Below are 14,808 nucleotides of genomic sequence, written 5' to 3'. Positions count from 1 at the left end.
GTGATTACATTTCAACTGTGGGAGCGAGCCTGCTCGCGAAGGCGTCTTTACAGACGCAGCAAAAACATCAGGCTTTATTCAGAGCCTCAGCCGCCGCCAGCACGGCATCAACATGCCCCGGCACTTTCACACCACGCCATTCCTGACGCAGCACGCCGTCCTTATCAATCAGGAAAGTGCTGCGATCAACGCCCAGGTATTCCTTGCCATACAGCTTCTTCAGCTTGATCACGTCGAACAACTGGCAAACCGCCTCGTCCTTGTCGCTGATCAGCTCGAACGGAAATTCCTGCTTGCCTTTGAAGTTTTCATGCGACTTCAGACTGTCGCGGGAAATGCCAAAGACTTCGGTGTTGGCAGCCTTGAAAGCCGCATATTGATCACGAAAGCCCTGGCCCTGAGTGGTGCAGCCCGGGGTGCTGTCCTTCGGGTAGAAGTAGATCACCACTTGCTTGCCCTTGAGTTCGGACAGGCTGACGGTCTGCCCGCTGGTCGCAGGCGCGGTGAAATCCGCAACCGGTTGGTCGATGACAACGGCCATGAAAGCTTCCTTACATTGGGTTTTGTGGGCGCCAAGGCTCGATCAGGGCATCCAGGTTCATCGCATCGGCGAAGTCGAGGAACTGATCGCGCAGCCAGCTGATCTGGGTGCCCGCCGGCAGGGTCACGGTGAACGTGGCGTTGAGCATGGTGCCGCCGGTCTGAGGCGCCTGATAAGTGTCGCAGGTGAGGTTTTCCAGCTCGACGTTATGGTCCATGAAGAACTGGCACAGCTCATTGATGATGTCCGGGCGATACGCCGAGCTGACGTAAGCCACGTAAGGCAGCGCTTGCGGACGATTTTCCAGAGCGGCGCTGCGCACCACGTTGACAGTGAAAGCATGACGCTTGGCCAGCAACGGCAGGCTGCCTTCGAGGCGCGCGAGGGCGTCCCAGCTGCCGGAAACTTCCAGCACCAGGGCGCTGCACTCGCCGTGGCGGGTCAGGCGAGAGGTGACGACGGCGCAGCGGTTTTCATGGCTGGCGCGGCACAGGACGTTGGTCAGCTCCATGGGGTTGGCGCCGAGGGCACTGATGACAAGGAATTGTTCGCGAACTGTGGGGGTGGACATGCAGCATTCCTAAAGCGATGAGCGGTCGGTAGGTTGACGGGCATTGGTAGCCGGGAGTGCCTGTTCTGGCGGTCCGTAAAAAGAGACCCGGCCAGCGATCGCGGCTCGCTCCACTGTGCGGGAGCGCGTCGATGCGACGCAGGAACGGGGCCTGGGAGGCCGAAAGGGGAGGCTGAAACCCGGCGTACAAGCTGATCTGTACCGATCAAAGTCTGAAGGGTAGCGAAAAGCGGCGCCAAGGGGAATGGCGGCGGCGCAGTACTTCGCTTGTGCAAGCATCTTGGCGCCAGTACCATTACCGCTCTCTTTTTCCGGCAGGAGCGGTTTCATGATTGCGGGCAGTATGGTGGCACTGGTCACTCCCATGGATGCACAAGGGCGTCTTGACTGGGACAGCCTCAGCAAACTCGTGGACTTCCACCTCAAGAACGGCACCCATGCCATCGTCGCCGTCGGTACTACCGGCGAGTCGGCCACCCTTGATGTAGAAGAGCACATCGCCGTCATCAAAGCCGTGGTCAAACAGGTTGCCGGGCGCATTCCGGTCATCGCCGGCACCGGCGCCAATTCGACCCGCGAAGCCGTCGAGCTGACCCGCAACGCCAAGGCCGCCGGCGCCGATGCCTGCCTGCTGGTGGTTCCTTATTACAACAAGCCGACCCAGGAAGGTCTGTACCAGCACTTCAAGCACATCGCTGAAGCGGTCGACATTCCGCAGATTCTCTACAACGTTCCCGGCCGCACCTCCTGCGACATGCAGGCCGAGACGGTGATTCGCCTGTCCACCGTGCCGAACATCATCGGCATCAAGGAAGCTACCGGCGACCTCAAGCGCGCCAAAGCGATCATCGATGGCGTGAGCAAGGATTTCATCGTGCTGTCCGGCGATGATCCGACCGCTGTCGAGCTGATCCTGCTGGGCGGCAAAGGCAACATCTCGGTCACCGCCAACGTCGCCCCGCGCGAAATGGCTGACCTGTGCGAGGCTGCGCTGAAGGGCGACGCCGATACCGCACGCGCAATCAACGAAAAACTGATGCCGCTGCACAAGGACCTGTTCATCGAAGCCAACCCGATTCCGGTGAAGTGGGCTTTGGTCGAAATGGGCCTGATGCACGAAGGCATCCGCCTGCCACTGACCTGGCTGAGCACCCCTTGTCATGAAACGCTGCGCTCGGCCCTGCGCCAGTGCAGCGTCCTGGTTTAATTGAGGAAGTACAACGCATGAAGCGAATGGCCGGACTTTCCGCACTTGCCTTGATTATCTCCAGCACCAGTGGCTGCGGATGGGTCTGGGGGCCGGAAGGTTATTTCCGCGACCGTGGAAGCGATTACCTGCAAGCGCAACAGACTGCACCGATGCAATTGCCACCGGATGTGAGCACTGCCAAGCGCCTCGATCCGCTGTTGCCGATCCCGCGCAACGTGGCCGATGACACCGCGACGGGCGAATACGTCGTGCCGCGTCCTCAGCCGCTGTCGGCGGTTGCCGATGCCACCGATTACTCGCTGCAGAAGAGCGGTGATTCGCGTTGGGTCGTGGCCCAGCACCCACCGGCCGAAGTCTGGCCAGTGGCGTTGCAGTTCTTCCAGGACAACGGTTTCCGTCTGGATGAACAGCGTCCGCAGACCGGTGAATTCACCACCACCTGGCAGCACTCCGACGAGTTGTCCGCGTCGATGGCCAAACGCCTGAGTGCGGCCGGTATCGCCAGCGACAGCGAAACCCGCGTGCGTGTGCGCATCGAGCCGGGCGTGCAGCGCAACACCAGTGAGATCTACGTGGTCAGCGCCGAGCGTCCTGCCGGCAGCACGGCCGACGTGGCTTTCACCAACCGTTCGGTCAACACTGGCCTGGACGCTGCGCTGGTCGACGACATGCTCGCGAGCATGAGCCGCACCTCCGAGAAGGGCGGTTCGGTGTCGATGCTGGCCTCGCGTGATTTCGATGCGCCGAGCCGTGTCAGCCTGAACGAAGACGGCAGCGGCAACCCGGTGTTGAACGTTGGTACCGATCTGGACCGCGCCTGGTCGAGCGTCGGCCGTGCGCTGGAACAGGGCGAATGGCGCGTTGAAGACATCAACCGCAGCCTGGGCCTTTACTACATCAACCTGGCCGAAAAAGCCGAGAAGAAAGACGACAAGCCTGGCTTCTTCAGCAGCCTGTTCGGCAGTGCGCCGAGCAAGGAAGAAGTCGAAGCCCGCGCCGAGCGTTATCAGGTTCGCCTGAGCAAGGTGGGCGAGAACATCCAGGTTACCGTCGAAAAGAACATCAACACCGTCGCGCCGGCCGATGTCGCGCGTAAAGTGTTGAGCGTGATTCAGGACAACCTGGGCTGATCCGATATGCGTTTTGCCGTTCTCGGCAGCGGTAGCCAAGGGAACGGCACGCTGATCGCCAGTGCTGATACGTACGTGCTGGTGGATTGTGGTTTTTCCCTGCGGGAAACCGAAAGACGTCTGTTGCGCCTGGGTGTGCACCCGGCGCAACTGAGCGCGATACTTGTGACCCACGAACATGCCGACCACGTGCATGGCGTGGGTTTGCTGTCTCGGCGCTACAATCTGCCGGTCTACCTCAGTCGCGGCACGCTGCGCGGGATGCGCAAACCGCTGGAACCGGCAGGCTTTCTGGCCGGCGGCGAACAACTGCAGATCGGCGCACTGAACGTCGGGGTCATTGCCGTGGCCCATGACGCGCAGGAGCCGACCCAGTACGTCTTCAGTGATCAGGATCAGCGACGTTTCGGCCTGCTGACCGACCTGGGGTCGTTCTGCGAGCGGGTGCTGGACGGCTATCGGGACCTCGATGCATTGATGATCGAGTCGAACCATTGCCGCGACATGCTGGCCCGTGGTCACTACCCGTACTTTCTCAAGCAGCGGGTAGGCGGCGAACGCGGACATCTGAACAACCATCAGGCGGCATTCCTGGTGGCCGAGTTGGGCTGGCAGGGTTTGCAACACCTGGTCCTGGCCCATCTGAGCAGCAAGAACAACCTGCCGCAGCTGGCCCGGCAATGTTTTGTCGACACCCTCGGGTGCGACCCGGACTGGCTGCAACTGGCCGATCAAGATTCAGGGCTCGACTGGCGCCACATCGCCTAGCCCACCTACTTAGCAAGCGGAGCCCATCATGGAAAAACGTGAAGAACTCTACCGCGGCAAAGCCAAATCGGTTTACAAGACCGACGACGCTGACCGCTTGATCCTGCTGTTTCGCAACGACACTTCGGCGTTCGACGGCAAGCGCATCGAACAGCTCGATCGCAAAGGTATGGTGAACAACAAGTTCAACGCCTTCATCATGCAGAAGCTCGAAGCGGCCGGCGTGCCGACCCAGTTCGACAAACTGCTGGGCGACAACGAATGCCTGGTGAAGAAGCTCGACATGATCCCGGTGGAATGCGTCGTGCGTAACTACGCCGCCGGCAGCCTGGTCAAGCGTCTGGGCGTCGAGGAGGGCATGAAGCTCAACCCGTACACATTCGAACTGTTCTTGAAGGACGACGCCAAGGGCGACCCGTTCATCAACGAATCCCACGTCGTAGCGTTCGGTTGGGGCACCGCCGAGCAACTGGCGCGCATGAAGGAACTGTCGCTCAAGGTCAACGAAGTCCTGAGCAAACTGTTCGACGACGCCGGCCTGCTGCTGGTCGACTTCAAGCTTGAGTTTGGCGTGTTCAGCGACGGTTCCATCGTCCTCGGCGACGAGTTCAGCCCGGACGGCTGCCGTCTGTGGGACAAGGACACCAAGAAGAAGATGGACAAGGACCGCTTCCGCCAGGGCCTCGGTGACGTCATCGAAGCCTACGAAGAAGTCGCCGCTCGTCTGGGCGTACCGCTTTAATCGACGCAAGCATCTGATAGCACGGAAAAAATTTCGTTTGGGGGGTTCGCAACCAACGAAAGTGTTGTTATGATGCGCGCCGTTGGAGAGATGCCAGAGTGGCCGAATGGGACGGATTCGAAATCCGTTGTACCTTCACCGGTACCTAGGGTTCGAATCCCTATCTCTCCGCCATTATTGAACAAGACGAAGCCCCCGTAATCGTTACTGATTACGGGGGCTTTTTCGTTTCTGGCGTTTTGTTCGTGAGGCTTTTCAGGTACAACCTGCCGACTGCATAAAAGGAACAGCTCGATGAGTGAAGTTCAGCCGTTGGTGGGTGATGACGACGTTAGGCCGCAGGCCGTGAGTCTGCGCGAGGCGTTCTGGTTCTGGTTGAAGCTGGGCTTTATCAGTTTTGGCGGGCCGGCCGGGCAGATTTCGATCATGCACCAGGAGTTGGTCCAGCGGCGGCGCTGGATTTCCGAGCGGCGTTTTCTGCATGCCTTGAACTATTGCATGTTGCTGCCCGGGCCTGAGGCGCAGCAGTTGGCGACTTACATTGGCTGGCTGATGCATCGGAGCTGGGGCGGGATTGTGGCCGGGGCGTTGTTCGTGTTGCCTTCGCTGTTCATCCTGATTTTCCTGTCGTGGCTCTATATCGCCTTCGGTGAAGTGCCGGTGGTCGCCGGGCTGTTTTACGGGATCAAGCCTGCGGTGACGGCCATTGTCGTGCAGGCGGCGCATCGCATCGGTTCGCGGGCGCTGAAGAACAATTGGCTGTGGGCGATTGCGGCGGCGTCGTTTACCGCGATTTTTGCGTTCAATGTGCCGTTCCCGTTGATCGTGCTGGGTGCGGCGGTGATTGGTTATTTCGGCGGTCGACTGGCACCGGAGAAATTCAGGGCCGGCGGGCATAGCGCAGCGAAGAAGTCTTTCGGCGCGGCGTTGATTGACGACGACACGCCAACCCCGGCCCATGCCCGTTTCAGCTGGACGAAACTGGCCACGCTCGCCGTGATCGGTGCCGCGCTTTGGGCGTTGCCGATGGGAGTATTGACCGCGCTATTCGGCTGGCAGGGCACGTTGACGCAGATGAGCTGGTTCTTCACCAAGGCAGCGCTGCTCACCTTCGGTGGAGCTTATGCGGTGCTGCCCTATGTCTATCAAGGTGCGGTTGGGCACTACGGCTGGCTGACCCCGACGCAGATGATCGACGGCTTGGCGCTGGGCGAAACCACACCGGGGCCGCTGATCATGGTGGTGGCGTTTGTCGGTTTTGTCGGCGCTTATGTGACGCAGGTGTTCGGCGCCGATCAGGTGTTTCTCGCCGGAGCGGTCGCTGCCGCACTGGTGACGTGGTTCACCTTTCTGCCTTCCTTCCTGTTCATCCTCGCCGGCGGCCCGCTGGTGGAGTCGACGCACGACGAACTCAAATTCACCGCCCCACTGACCGCGATCACCGCTGCGGTGGTCGGCGTGATTCTCAATCTGGCGTGTTTCTTCGGCTACCACGTGCTCTGGCCGCAAGGCTTCAGCGGCAGCCTGGACTGGCCGTCGGCGTTGAGTGCGCTTGCCGCGGCCATTGCGCTGTTTCGCTTCAAGCGCGGAGTGATTCAGGTGTTGCTGGGCTGTGCGCTGGTCGGGTTGGTGGTGCATCTGCTGCGTTAGTGATCGCGGCGCCGGAAATCGAATCGCGCGCTGGAGACTCGATTCCGGCAATAAGTTCCAGTCGTTCCAGTGCGAATATCCCCAGCGGTACACCCCCGCTTCGCTTGCTCGCACGGTTCAAACCATTTGTCCTGTCCCCACGATTTTTTTGAAATTTTCGCACAGACAATGCTTCACAAAAGGGTAGGCAGGCTTTTAACCCACGACTTGCCACGCTTATCCGACTGAGGAGATTTGTCATGTTTCTACATAACAAGCGACTTCAATACACCGTTCGTGTCGCCGAGCCCAATCCGGGGCTGGCCAATCTGTTGCTCGAGCAGTTTGGCGGCGCACAAGGTGAACTGGCGGCGGCTTCGCGCTATTTCACGCAAGCCCTGGCCGAGGACGATCCGGGACGCAAAGACCTGCTGATGGACATCGCCACTGAAGAACTCAGTCACCTGGAGATCATTGGCTCGATCATCGTCATGCTCAACAAGGGCGCAAAAGGCCGGATGGCTGAAGGCGTCGAGCAAGAAGGCGAGCTGTATCGCTCGCTCAATGGCAACGGCAATGACTCGCATATCACCAGCCTGCTCTACGGTGCCGGTTCGCCGCTGACCAACTCGGCCGGCGTGCCCTGGACGGCGGCGTACGTCGATACCATCGGCGAGCCCACCGCCGATATGCGCTCCAACATCGCCGCTGAAGCGCGGGCGAAAATCGTCTATGAGCGCTTGATGAACGTCACCGATGATCCCGGCGTAAAAGAAGCATTGGGCTTTCTGATGACCCGTGAGATTGCGCACCAGTTGTCGTTCGAAAAAGCCCTGCATTCGATTCAGCCAAACTTCCCGCAAGGCAAGCTGCCCGGCATGCCTGAGTTCACCAACGTCTACTTCAACATGTCGCAAGGCACCGAAAGCATGCGCGGCCCGTGGAATCAGGGCGACGATTGGGAGTTCGTCGAAAGCCCAACGCCGGCGGTCGACGGCGGTGATGGCTTGGCCACCGTGCAACTGGACAGCGCCGACGAAGCGCTGCTGGAAAACATGAAGATGCGCACCATGTCCGACCCCAACAGCGAGCCGGTCACCGGTGCGGATCTGGGCTCCGGCGCGCAGGCCAAGCCTGGTTTGTAAGACACGTGGGGCGCGCCGGACATCAGCCGGCGCGCCCCGGTTGATCACTGTGAAATCATCAAGAAGAGGACTCGACAATGGCTACTCCACAGGAAAACCTGCTCGACTGGCTGCGTGACGCCCATGCCATGGAGCAACAGGCCGAGCAAATGCTCAAGGCACAATCCAAGCGTCTGGAACATTACCCGCAGCTCAAGGCGCGCATCGATCAGCACATCGAAGAAACCCTCGGCCAGCAGAAACTCATCGACGAATGCCTGCAACGTCTGGGCGGTGAATCCTCGACGATGAAAGACCTGGGCGGCAAATTGATGGCGTTCGGTCAGGCTGTTGGCGGCTCCTTGATGAGCGATGAAGTGATCAAGGGCGCCATGGCCGGCTACGTTTTCGAGAACATGGAGGTCGCCAGCTATACCGTGTTGATCGCAGCGGCTAAAGCGGCGGGGGACACGCAGACGCAGAAGGCCTGCGAACAGATTCTGCCGCAGGAAGTGGCCATGGCTGAATGGCTGCTCAAGCATTTGCCGCAACTGACCGAAGCGTTTCTGGAACGCTCGGCGGATCCGGACAAGGAAGCCAAGAAGTAACCCTGCCCACCAGCGTCCGCCTGCCGAGCGGGCGGACGCGGTATCAAAGCTACGGCGCGATTTCCATCGCTTTGCGCTCGATTGCCACGGGCTGCAAATGCCCAAAGCGGTCGAGGTGATAGCGCTGCAGATCCCGCGCCAGAATCAGTTGGCCGTTATACAGCGCCGCCGCTTCACTGCGCACATCTTCGATCGACGGACTCACCGCCGGGTTGGCCTGATAGCGCGCGCTGAAGTGCGTCAGCACCAGATTGCGCACACCGGCGGCCTCGGCAAATCCGGCGACAGCGGCGGCGCTACTGTGGCCGTAACTGGCACGAGCGCGGTCGATTGCTGCCTGCACGAATGTCGCTTCATGCACCAGCACATCCGCCGATTGCGCCACTTCTGCCAGCAGTGCCGGCCGATCGTTGTCGCCGCAGACGATGATGCGCCGATCAGGTCGCGCGCTCAGCAGATAGTCGCGAGCGTGCAGCATTCGCCCGTCAACCTCCACATCCTGACCATGGGCCAACTGACCCCAGAGCGGGCCGCGTTCGATGCCCTCGGCATCCAGGCGCCCCACGTCCAGACGCGGCTCCGGGTCGGACTCGGTAAACACATAACCATGACACGGCACACGGTGGGACAACTCGACGGTCTGCACCTGAACGTTGAAGTTGCGCCATTCGGTAAGCGTTTCCACAGCGTGCAGGTTGATCTCGAAGGGCAGATGCGATTGCGTCACCTCCAGGCTCATTCTCAGCCACGGCTGCAGCGCCGCCGGCAGAATAATGTCCAGCGGCCGCGTGCGTCCGGACATGCCGGTGCTCGCCAGCAGACCTGGCAAGCCCAGGCAGTGATCGGCGTGCACATGAGTGATGAAAATCGCCCGCAATTCACTCAGTGACAGCGGCGTGCGCAGCACCTGATGCTGAGTGCCTTCGCCGCAATCGATCAGGTACCAGCCTTTGCCGGCAGAAGCGATCAATGCCGTTGCGCTGACATTGCGCTGGCGGGTCGGCACGCCGGCAGACGTGCCCAGAAACAACAAATCCACGGTGGTTCTCCCTGGCGGACCTCGGTGAGCTTTCGACAATCAGCGACACGATTCGGATCCGTCGATGTTCTGCGGCAATTCATCGGACGCCCGCGCTATCGGCGTCCGGCCTTGGCACTACGCTCGCAGATGATGGTCACAGCGAAACGGCAGTAACTCAGCGGAGGTCAAATTGCCCAGAAAATCCAGGCCGATCGTCGACCGCGCCGATGCGGCGACCCTTTCGCAAGAACGCAAAGATGTGTTTTTCGCGGCGGTGCAGGTCAGCCGCATGGCCATGATTGTCACCGATCCTGCGCAGCCCGACGATCCCATCATTTTTGCCAACAATGCGTTTCTTGAACTCAGCGGCTACGAGCTGGAAGAAGTGCTCGGGCGCAACTGCAGATTTCTGCAAGGCGAGCAGACTGATCGCGCCGTGTTGCAACGGGTCAAGCAAGCGCTCAAACATCAACACGAAACCTGCGTGGAGGTGCTCAACTATCGCAAGGACGGCTCGTCGTTCTGGAACGAGCTGTTCATCGCGCCGCTTTTCAACGAGCGCGGACAATTGGTGTATTTCTTCGCCTCGCAAATGGACGTCAGCCGCCGACGCGACGCCGAGGACGGTCTGCGCTACAGCGAGAACATGGAAGCGCTGGGCCAGTTGACCGGTGGCATTGCCCACGATTTCAACAATCTGTTGCAAGTGATGATCGGCTACATCGAGCTGATCCAGCACACCGCCAAGCGGCCGAGCATCGATCCGCAGCGCATTGTGGTAGGCGCCGGTCACGCCCGCGCGGCGGCAGAGAAAGCACGCCTGCTGACCCAGCATCTGCTGGCGTTTTCCCGCCGGCAAAGGCTCGAAGGCCGAGTGATCAATCTCAATGCCATGCTTGAGCGCTCTGCGCTGCCGACGCATGAATCCGCCGATCTGGAGCCGCGATTCGAACTGGCCGAGGACTTGTGGAATTGCCGGCTCGACCCGGCGCAGGCCGAGATGGCGCTCAATCATCTACTGTCCAATGCCCGTGACGCCCTGCTGGGGCAACCGCAGCCAGAGATCACCGTGCAGACCCGCAACGTCGTTGTCCCGGACGCGACGGACCCGCACCAGGGCGGACTGGCGGCGGGGCGTTACGTCTGCATCGCGATTGCCGATAACGGCGTGGGCATTGCCGCTGACGATCTCGACAAAGTGATGGAACCGTTTTTCACCACCAAGGAGGAGGGCAACGGTGCCGGCCTCGGTTTGTCGATGGTCTACGGTTTCGTCAAGCAATCCGGCGGTGTGGTCAAAATCGAATCGGCGCCGGGGCTCGGCACCACGGTGCGCCTGTTCTTCCCGGCGGATGACAGTCAGCTATCGGCACCTGGCTCCGCTGAAACCGCAGAAAGTCTCAAGGGCACGGAGCGCATCCTGATCGTCGAGGATCGCGCCGAAGTCGCTGAACTGGCGCGCTTCGTACTGTCCGAACAGGGTTACCGGATCACCATCGCTGCAGACGCGAGCGAGGCACTGGCCGCGCTGCGGAGTAGCGACTATGAGCTGGTCTTCACCGATCTGGTCATGCCCGGAGAGATGAACGGGCTGGCACTGGCGCGGGAAATCAGCCAGCGCTATCCGGCCATGCAGATCCTGCTGACGACCGGCTACTGCGCGGACGAGTCGGCGCCCAATGAGCTGGCTGACAATGAGTTCGAATTGATTGCCAAGCCCTACGCGCCGGTGGATCTGTTGCGCAAGCTGCGCTCGATGCTCGATTAAAAAAACGAACTGTCGGCGCGGGGCCGGCGTCCATCCTTAAGACCACGTTGAGCATTCATTGAGGGAACCAGTCCCCGAGGAGATGTTGGCAATGAGCGATTATCCGATGGACGAAACCGATTCCGATCACCGCAACCGCCAGTTCGGCCAGGCGCTGGGGCTGGATGCTGACGAGGTGGAGTCGTGGGTCAGTGCAATCGAAGAAGATGGCAGCGGCATGGGCTATGTTGTGCATTTTTCCAGCGAAACGCCGGTGGACGTGCTGGCCAAGGTGCAAGGGCTGGGCGATGACCTGATGATCAATATCGGGCCGATTGATTGACCGCCGGGAGGGCGATCCATGCGGGAGCAACCGTTGGTAGTGATAACCGGCGCCAGTGCTGGCGTGGGTCGCGCAGTGGCCCACCGGTTTGCCGCTGGCGGCTACCGCATCGGCCTGTTGGCGCGTGATCCGGCGGGACTGGCTGCCACGCAAGAGGAGCTGCAAGCGTATGGCGTGCAGGTTGAAACCGTCAGCGTCGATGTCGCCGATGCGCTCGCCGTGCAGGAGGCCGCGCAGCAACTGGAAGCCATGCTCGGACCGCTGGCAGTCTGGGTCAACGCGGCGATGGTCACAGTGCTTTCGCCGATAGATCAATTGTCTGCCGCCGAGATCGAGCGCGTCACTCAGGTGACCTATCTCGGCACGGTTCACGGCACCTTGGCGGCGCTGTCGTTGATGCGTCCGCGCAACAAGGGCCTGATCATCCAGGTCGGCTCGGCATTGGCCTATCGCGCGATTCCGTTGCAGGCCGCCTATTGCGGGGCGAAGTTCGCTGTACGCGGTTTTACTGATTCATTGCGCTGTGAGTTGCTGCATGAGCGCAGCCATATTCGCGTGTGCATGGTGCAGTTGCCGGCGATCAACACGCCGCAGTTCGACTGGGCGCGCAACAAATTGCCCAAGCGTGCGCAACCGGTGCCACCGATCCATGACCCCGACGTCGCGGCGCGAGCGATTTTCAGTGTGGTCAGGCACCCGCCTCGTGAGCTTTGGCTCGGTGGATCGACGATCAAAGCGATTATTGGCCAATCGGTCATGCCCGGTCTTCTCGACCGTTTGATGGCGCGAAGTGCATGGTCCGGTCAGCAGACCAATGAGCCTGAGGACAACGAGCACCCGGACAACCTGTTCGAAGCGCAGCCGGATCGGCATCAGACCCGTGGCCGCTTTATCGGCCGCTCAAAGGACGCGGCGCTGGCCTTGACTTCGACTCAAGTGCTGGCGGTATCGGCAGTGATTGCCGTGCTGTTGGGCGTAGCTCTATTACAGCTTTGATTGTTCCCCGGTTGGTCAGGGGTTGACGGATTTCAGTGCGCCAGCGGAAGGCTTGAGTTTTTCCTGCAGGTCGCGGGCAGTTTTTGCCTGTTTCTCGATGCTCGGCAACGCGGATTGGGCGAACGCCTTGAGCTGCGGGTTTTGCGATGACATGGCCTCTTTCTTGAACAGCATCAGCCTTTGTTCGAGGGTTTCGGCCTGGCTGTCGATGTAGATACGGTCGAAGGAGTCGTCCCTTGATTCAAGGCGTAGCTGCTTGGCTTTGGATGCCACGGAGGGTTCGGCGGGAACCACCATATGTTGGCTTTGCCCCAGCTGCCTGATTTGTTTATCGAAGTGCTCATGGTCGGCGATCATTTGTCTGGCGAACGCTTTGACTTCGGGCAAGCTTGCCTTTTCCAGGGCGATGCGCGAACTGTTGTGCTGGAACAGGCTTTGCTGTGCCGCCTCTTCGATGAAGGCGTCGATGGTGTCTGCATGGCTTGGCTGGACGCTCATAGCCAGAACCGCAAGGCATATCACGGCGAGTGATTTCATGGCGCGTAATCTCCGCAGCATCAATGGATGGTGGCGGCCCGGGATCGGCTCATGGCTGCTGATAGTGGCCGGGGACGTTGTCGCCTTCGTCGAGCCTGATGCGTTTCTGCACCTGGACGTCGCTCAGTGAAGCGGCCTTCAATTCGGGAAAAGCGGTCTTGACCAGCGTTTCAGCGAGACCCGGATCAAGGGTGTCGCCATCGTGGATCAGCGTGCGGCTTTGCGGCTGGTTGTCGACGATGAAACTGATGAGGTAGCGGTGCTCATGGGACATGGCTGAAATCCTTGGGTGCATGGCAGCAAAAATTGCAGTACATGCACCTTTGATGAACACCGCTGGCAAGCATTCAAATAAACGCCTTGAAGGGCGACAAACGGTGCCGGTTTGCAGATGAACCGGACGTCGCTCAAATTTCCTTGATTGGCGTCTCGTCCTGTACGGCTTTGATCAGGTTGATCACGTGCAGGCAATCAGCCTTGTTCACATACGATTCGCCACTGGCCACTGTCTCGTGGTTGCGCGCGCGCAGACGCCAGCGCCACTGGCCTTTGCCTGTGCTTGGGGTGCCTCGGGTTTGTCGGTAGATTTCGAAATACATGGGGTTCGCTCCCTGCGATAGAAAGGTGCGCCAACCAGTGTGGCGCATCGACGCAAGCCTAGCGCAGCGGGTTTTTTTGGCTATCGGGGATTTGTTTCCAATCGTTCGCGGATGTTTCTCAAAGACGCTGGCCAGAGCGCCGCGACTGCCCGGCGAATTGGCCGATATGACGCCGTGTCATGCTTGCACGTGCGTGCCTGCTACTGCTTAATACGGGACGGCTCATGGCCTCGAAATACTTTCGATGACCGACAAACCATAAAAAGAGCACTCCTTTGACTGAGCACGGAACGCAACAGGCCGGGCAGGTGACGTTGTCGCTGGTGATCCCCGTTTTCAATGAGGCCGACAGCCTCGACAGCTTTCTTTCGCGCATCGACGATGTCTTTCAGGCGCAGGCGCTGATCGATCTTGAACTGGTCTTCATCAACGATGGCAGCACCGACACGACCCTTGAGCGCTTGCTTGAACGGCAACGGCAGGATTCGCGTCTGCGCATCGTTGATCTGAGTCGCAACTTCGGCAAGGAAGCGGCGTTGTCGGCCGGTCTGCAAATGGCCACCGGGCAGATCGTAGTGCCGATCGACGCCGATCTGCAGGACCCGCCGGAAGTCATCTTGCAGATGATCGAGCGCTGGCGCGAAGGTTACGAAGTGGTGCTGGGGCATCGCGTCAGCCGCCGCAGCGACACTTGGGCCAAATCGACCTCGGCCCACTGGTTCTATCGCCTGCACAACCGCATCGCCGAACAGCCGTTACCGGAAAATGTCGGCGACTTCCGCTTGATGGACCGCTGCGTGGTCGATGCCTTGCTGACCCTGCCCGAGTCGCGCCGCTTCATGAAAGGTCTGTTCGCCTGGGTCGGTTTCCGCACCACGCATGTCGACTACGAGCGCCCCGAGCGCGTGGCCGGACAGAGCAAGTTCAATGGCTGGCGCCTGTGGAATTTCGCTCTGGAGGGCATCACCAGTTTCAGCACCGAACCGCTGCGAGTCTGGACTTACCTGGGAGCGACGGTTTCGCTGGTGTCGTTTGCCTTCGCGATGTTCATTGTCTTGCGCACGCTGATCCACGGTATCGATCTGCCCGGTTATGCGTCTTTAATGGTCGCGGTCACGTTTCTCGGCGGTCTGCAATTGATCGGCATCGGCGTACTTGGCGAATACCTCGGCCGCACTTATATCGAATCCAAACGCCGGCCGGTTTTTCTGGTGCGTCGCGTCTACGACCCCAAGGACTGAC

17 protein-coding genes and 1 tRNA gene are annotated in these 14,808 nt (G+C 60.2%); 12 read left to right on the top strand and 6 right to left on the bottom strand.

What is annotated here, in order from left to right; genetic code table 11:
• Window positions 1-67: 67 nt before the first annotated feature.
• Both ND528_RS15420 and ND528_RS15415 read right to left on the bottom strand, forming a co-directional pair.
• The gene (locus tag ND528_RS15420; protein WP_041478861.1) at window positions 68-541 is read right to left on the bottom strand and encodes a peroxiredoxin; all 474 of its coding nucleotides are present in this window, start codon (window positions 539-541) and stop codon (window positions 68-70) included.
• 10 nt (window positions 542-551) lie between these two features.
• A complete protein-coding gene (locus ND528_RS15415) occupies window positions 552-1,112 on the bottom strand; it encodes a glycine cleavage system protein R (protein ID WP_042607411.1) in 561 nt (186 codons plus the stop codon).
• Between the two features lie 328 nt (window positions 1,113-1,440).
• Here ND528_RS15415 and dapA point away from each other — a divergent pair, with 328 nt between their 5' ends.
• From dapA to ND528_RS15375, 8 genes are all read left to right on the top strand, one after another.
• Window positions 1,441-2,319 carry a 4-hydroxy-tetrahydrodipicolinate synthase gene (dapA, locus tag ND528_RS15410; RefSeq protein ID WP_263470652.1) on the top strand — a complete coding sequence of 293 codons (879 nt, stop codon included), beginning with the start codon at window positions 1,441-1,443 and terminating at the stop codon, window positions 2,317-2,319.
• Window positions 2,320-2,336: 17 nt separating this feature from the next.
• Window positions 2,337-3,452: an outer membrane protein assembly factor BamC gene (gene bamC / locus ND528_RS15405; protein WP_016771264.1), complete on the top strand. Its 1,116-nt coding sequence runs from the start codon at window positions 2,337-2,339 to the stop codon at window positions 3,450-3,452.
• Between the two features lie 6 nt (window positions 3,453-3,458).
• A complete protein-coding gene (locus ND528_RS15400; RefSeq protein ID WP_263470651.1) occupies window positions 3,459-4,220 on the top strand; it encodes an MBL fold metallo-hydrolase in 762 nt (253 codons plus the stop codon).
• Between the two features lie 28 nt (window positions 4,221-4,248).
• Window positions 4,249-4,962, top strand: coding sequence for a phosphoribosylaminoimidazolesuccinocarboxamide synthase (gene purC, locus ND528_RS15395; protein ID WP_016771262.1), 714 nt, complete (start codon window positions 4,249-4,251; stop codon window positions 4,960-4,962).
• Between the two features lie 84 nt (window positions 4,963-5,046).
• Window positions 5,047-5,136 (top strand) — tRNA-Ser (locus tag ND528_RS15390).
• Between the two features lie 120 nt (window positions 5,137-5,256).
• Complete coding sequence (chrA, locus tag ND528_RS15385; RefSeq protein ID WP_263470650.1) at window positions 5,257-6,612, top strand: chromate efflux transporter; 1,356 nt, start codon at window positions 5,257-5,259, stop codon at window positions 6,610-6,612.
• 239 nt (window positions 6,613-6,851) lie between these two features.
• Entirely contained in the window at window positions 6,852-7,736 is an 885-nt protein-coding gene (locus tag ND528_RS15380; protein WP_073472943.1) for a manganese catalase family protein, read from the top strand.
• Between the two features lie 77 nt (window positions 7,737-7,813).
• On the top strand, window positions 7,814-8,323 hold the full coding sequence (locus ND528_RS15375; protein ID WP_137215417.1) for a ferritin-like domain-containing protein: 510 nt from the start codon (window positions 7,814-7,816) through the stop codon (window positions 8,321-8,323).
• Between the two features lie 49 nt (window positions 8,324-8,372).
• Here the strand turns inward: ND528_RS15375 and ND528_RS15370 are convergent, their stop codons facing one another.
• Entirely contained in the window at window positions 8,373-9,362 is a 990-nt protein-coding gene (locus ND528_RS15370; protein ID WP_263470649.1) for a ribonuclease Z, read from the bottom strand.
• A gap of 172 nt (window positions 9,363-9,534) precedes the next feature.
• On the opposite strand from ND528_RS15370, the gene ND528_RS15365 reads away from it, so the two are divergent.
• The 3 genes from ND528_RS15365 (at window position 9,535) to ND528_RS15355 (ending at window position 12,430) form a co-directional block, all read left to right on the top strand.
• The gene (locus tag ND528_RS15365) at window positions 9,535-11,112 is read left to right on the top strand and encodes a histidine kinase famiy protein (protein ID WP_263470648.1); all 1,578 of its coding nucleotides are present in this window, start codon (window positions 9,535-9,537) and stop codon (window positions 11,110-11,112) included.
• Between the two features lie 91 nt (window positions 11,113-11,203).
• Window positions 11,204-11,434 carry a hypothetical protein gene (locus ND528_RS15360; protein WP_071174678.1) on the top strand — a complete coding sequence of 77 codons (231 nt, stop codon included), beginning with the start codon at window positions 11,204-11,206 and terminating at the stop codon, window positions 11,432-11,434.
• An 18-nt stretch (window positions 11,435-11,452) separates the two neighbouring features.
• A complete protein-coding gene (locus ND528_RS15355) occupies window positions 11,453-12,430 on the top strand; it encodes an SDR family oxidoreductase (RefSeq protein WP_263470647.1) in 978 nt (325 codons plus the stop codon).
• A 15-nt stretch (window positions 12,431-12,445) separates the two neighbouring features.
• On the opposite strand, the gene ND528_RS15350 is transcribed toward ND528_RS15355, so the two are convergent.
• The 3 genes from ND528_RS15350 to ND528_RS15340 form a co-directional block, all read right to left on the bottom strand.
• A complete protein-coding gene (locus ND528_RS15350) occupies window positions 12,446-12,988 on the bottom strand; it encodes a DUF4142 domain-containing protein (RefSeq protein WP_263470791.1) in 543 nt (180 codons plus the stop codon).
• Between the two features lie 28 nt (window positions 12,989-13,016).
• The gene (locus tag ND528_RS15345; RefSeq protein ID WP_263470646.1) at window positions 13,017-13,241 is read right to left on the bottom strand and encodes a hypothetical protein; all 225 of its coding nucleotides are present in this window, start codon (window positions 13,239-13,241) and stop codon (window positions 13,017-13,019) included.
• Between the two features lie 133 nt (window positions 13,242-13,374).
• Window positions 13,375-13,566 carry a YegP family protein gene (locus ND528_RS15340; protein ID WP_137215420.1) on the bottom strand — a complete coding sequence of 64 codons (192 nt, stop codon included), beginning with the start codon at window positions 13,564-13,566 and terminating at the stop codon, window positions 13,375-13,377.
• A 275-nt stretch (window positions 13,567-13,841) separates the two neighbouring features.
• Here ND528_RS15340 and ND528_RS15335 point away from each other — a divergent pair, with 275 nt between their 5' ends.
• The gene (locus ND528_RS15335; RefSeq protein ID WP_130909612.1) at window positions 13,842-14,807 is read left to right on the top strand and encodes a glycosyltransferase family 2 protein; all 966 of its coding nucleotides are present in this window, start codon (window positions 13,842-13,844) and stop codon (window positions 14,805-14,807) included.
• The last annotated feature ends 1 nt before the right edge of the window (window position 14,808 follow it).

Origin of the sequence: Pseudomonas mercuritolerans (assembly GCF_025706525.1) — a bacterium.
Classification (GTDB): domain Bacteria; phylum Pseudomonadota; class Gammaproteobacteria; order Pseudomonadales; family Pseudomonadaceae; genus Aquipseudomonas; species Aquipseudomonas mercuritolerans.
Note: the sequence above shows the minus strand (reverse complement) of the source record. Positions and strands in the feature narration are given on the sequence as shown.

Coding starts and splice junctions, on each gene's coding strand:
- ND528_RS15350 (WP_263470791.1), bottom strand. CDS start 12,988: ATGCTGCGGAGATTACGCGCCATGAAATCACTCGCCGTGATATGCCTT.
- ND528_RS15375 (WP_137215417.1), top strand. CDS start 7,814: ATGGCTACTCCACAGGAAAACCTGCTCGACTGGCTGCGTGACGCCCAT.
- ND528_RS15360 (WP_071174678.1), top strand. CDS start 11,204: ATGAGCGATTATCCGATGGACGAAACCGATTCCGATCACCGCAACCGC.
- chrA (WP_263470650.1), top strand. CDS start 5,257: ATGAGTGAAGTTCAGCCGTTGGTGGGTGATGACGACGTTAGGCCGCAG.
- ND528_RS15355 (WP_263470647.1), top strand. CDS start 11,453: ATGCGGGAGCAACCGTTGGTAGTGATAACCGGCGCCAGTGCTGGCGTG.
- ND528_RS15400 (WP_263470651.1), top strand. CDS start 3,459: ATGCGTTTTGCCGTTCTCGGCAGCGGTAGCCAAGGGAACGGCACGCTG.
- bamC (WP_016771264.1), top strand. CDS start 2,337: ATGAAGCGAATGGCCGGACTTTCCGCACTTGCCTTGATTATCTCCAGC.
- ND528_RS15420 (WP_041478861.1), bottom strand. CDS start 541: ATGGCCGTTGTCATCGACCAACCGGTTGCGGATTTCACCGCGCCTGCG.
- ND528_RS15380 (WP_073472943.1), top strand. CDS start 6,852: ATGTTTCTACATAACAAGCGACTTCAATACACCGTTCGTGTCGCCGAG.
- ND528_RS15345 (WP_263470646.1), bottom strand. CDS start 13,241: ATGTCCCATGAGCACCGCTACCTCATCAGTTTCATCGTCGACAACCAG.
- ND528_RS15415 (WP_042607411.1), bottom strand. CDS start 1,112: ATGTCCACCCCCACAGTTCGCGAACAATTCCTTGTCATCAGTGCCCTC.
- purC (WP_016771262.1), top strand. CDS start 4,249: ATGGAAAAACGTGAAGAACTCTACCGCGGCAAAGCCAAATCGGTTTAC.
- dapA (WP_263470652.1), top strand. CDS start 1,441: ATGATTGCGGGCAGTATGGTGGCACTGGTCACTCCCATGGATGCACAA.
- ND528_RS15340 (WP_137215420.1), bottom strand. CDS start 13,566: ATGTATTTCGAAATCTACCGACAAACCCGAGGCACCCCAAGCACAGGC.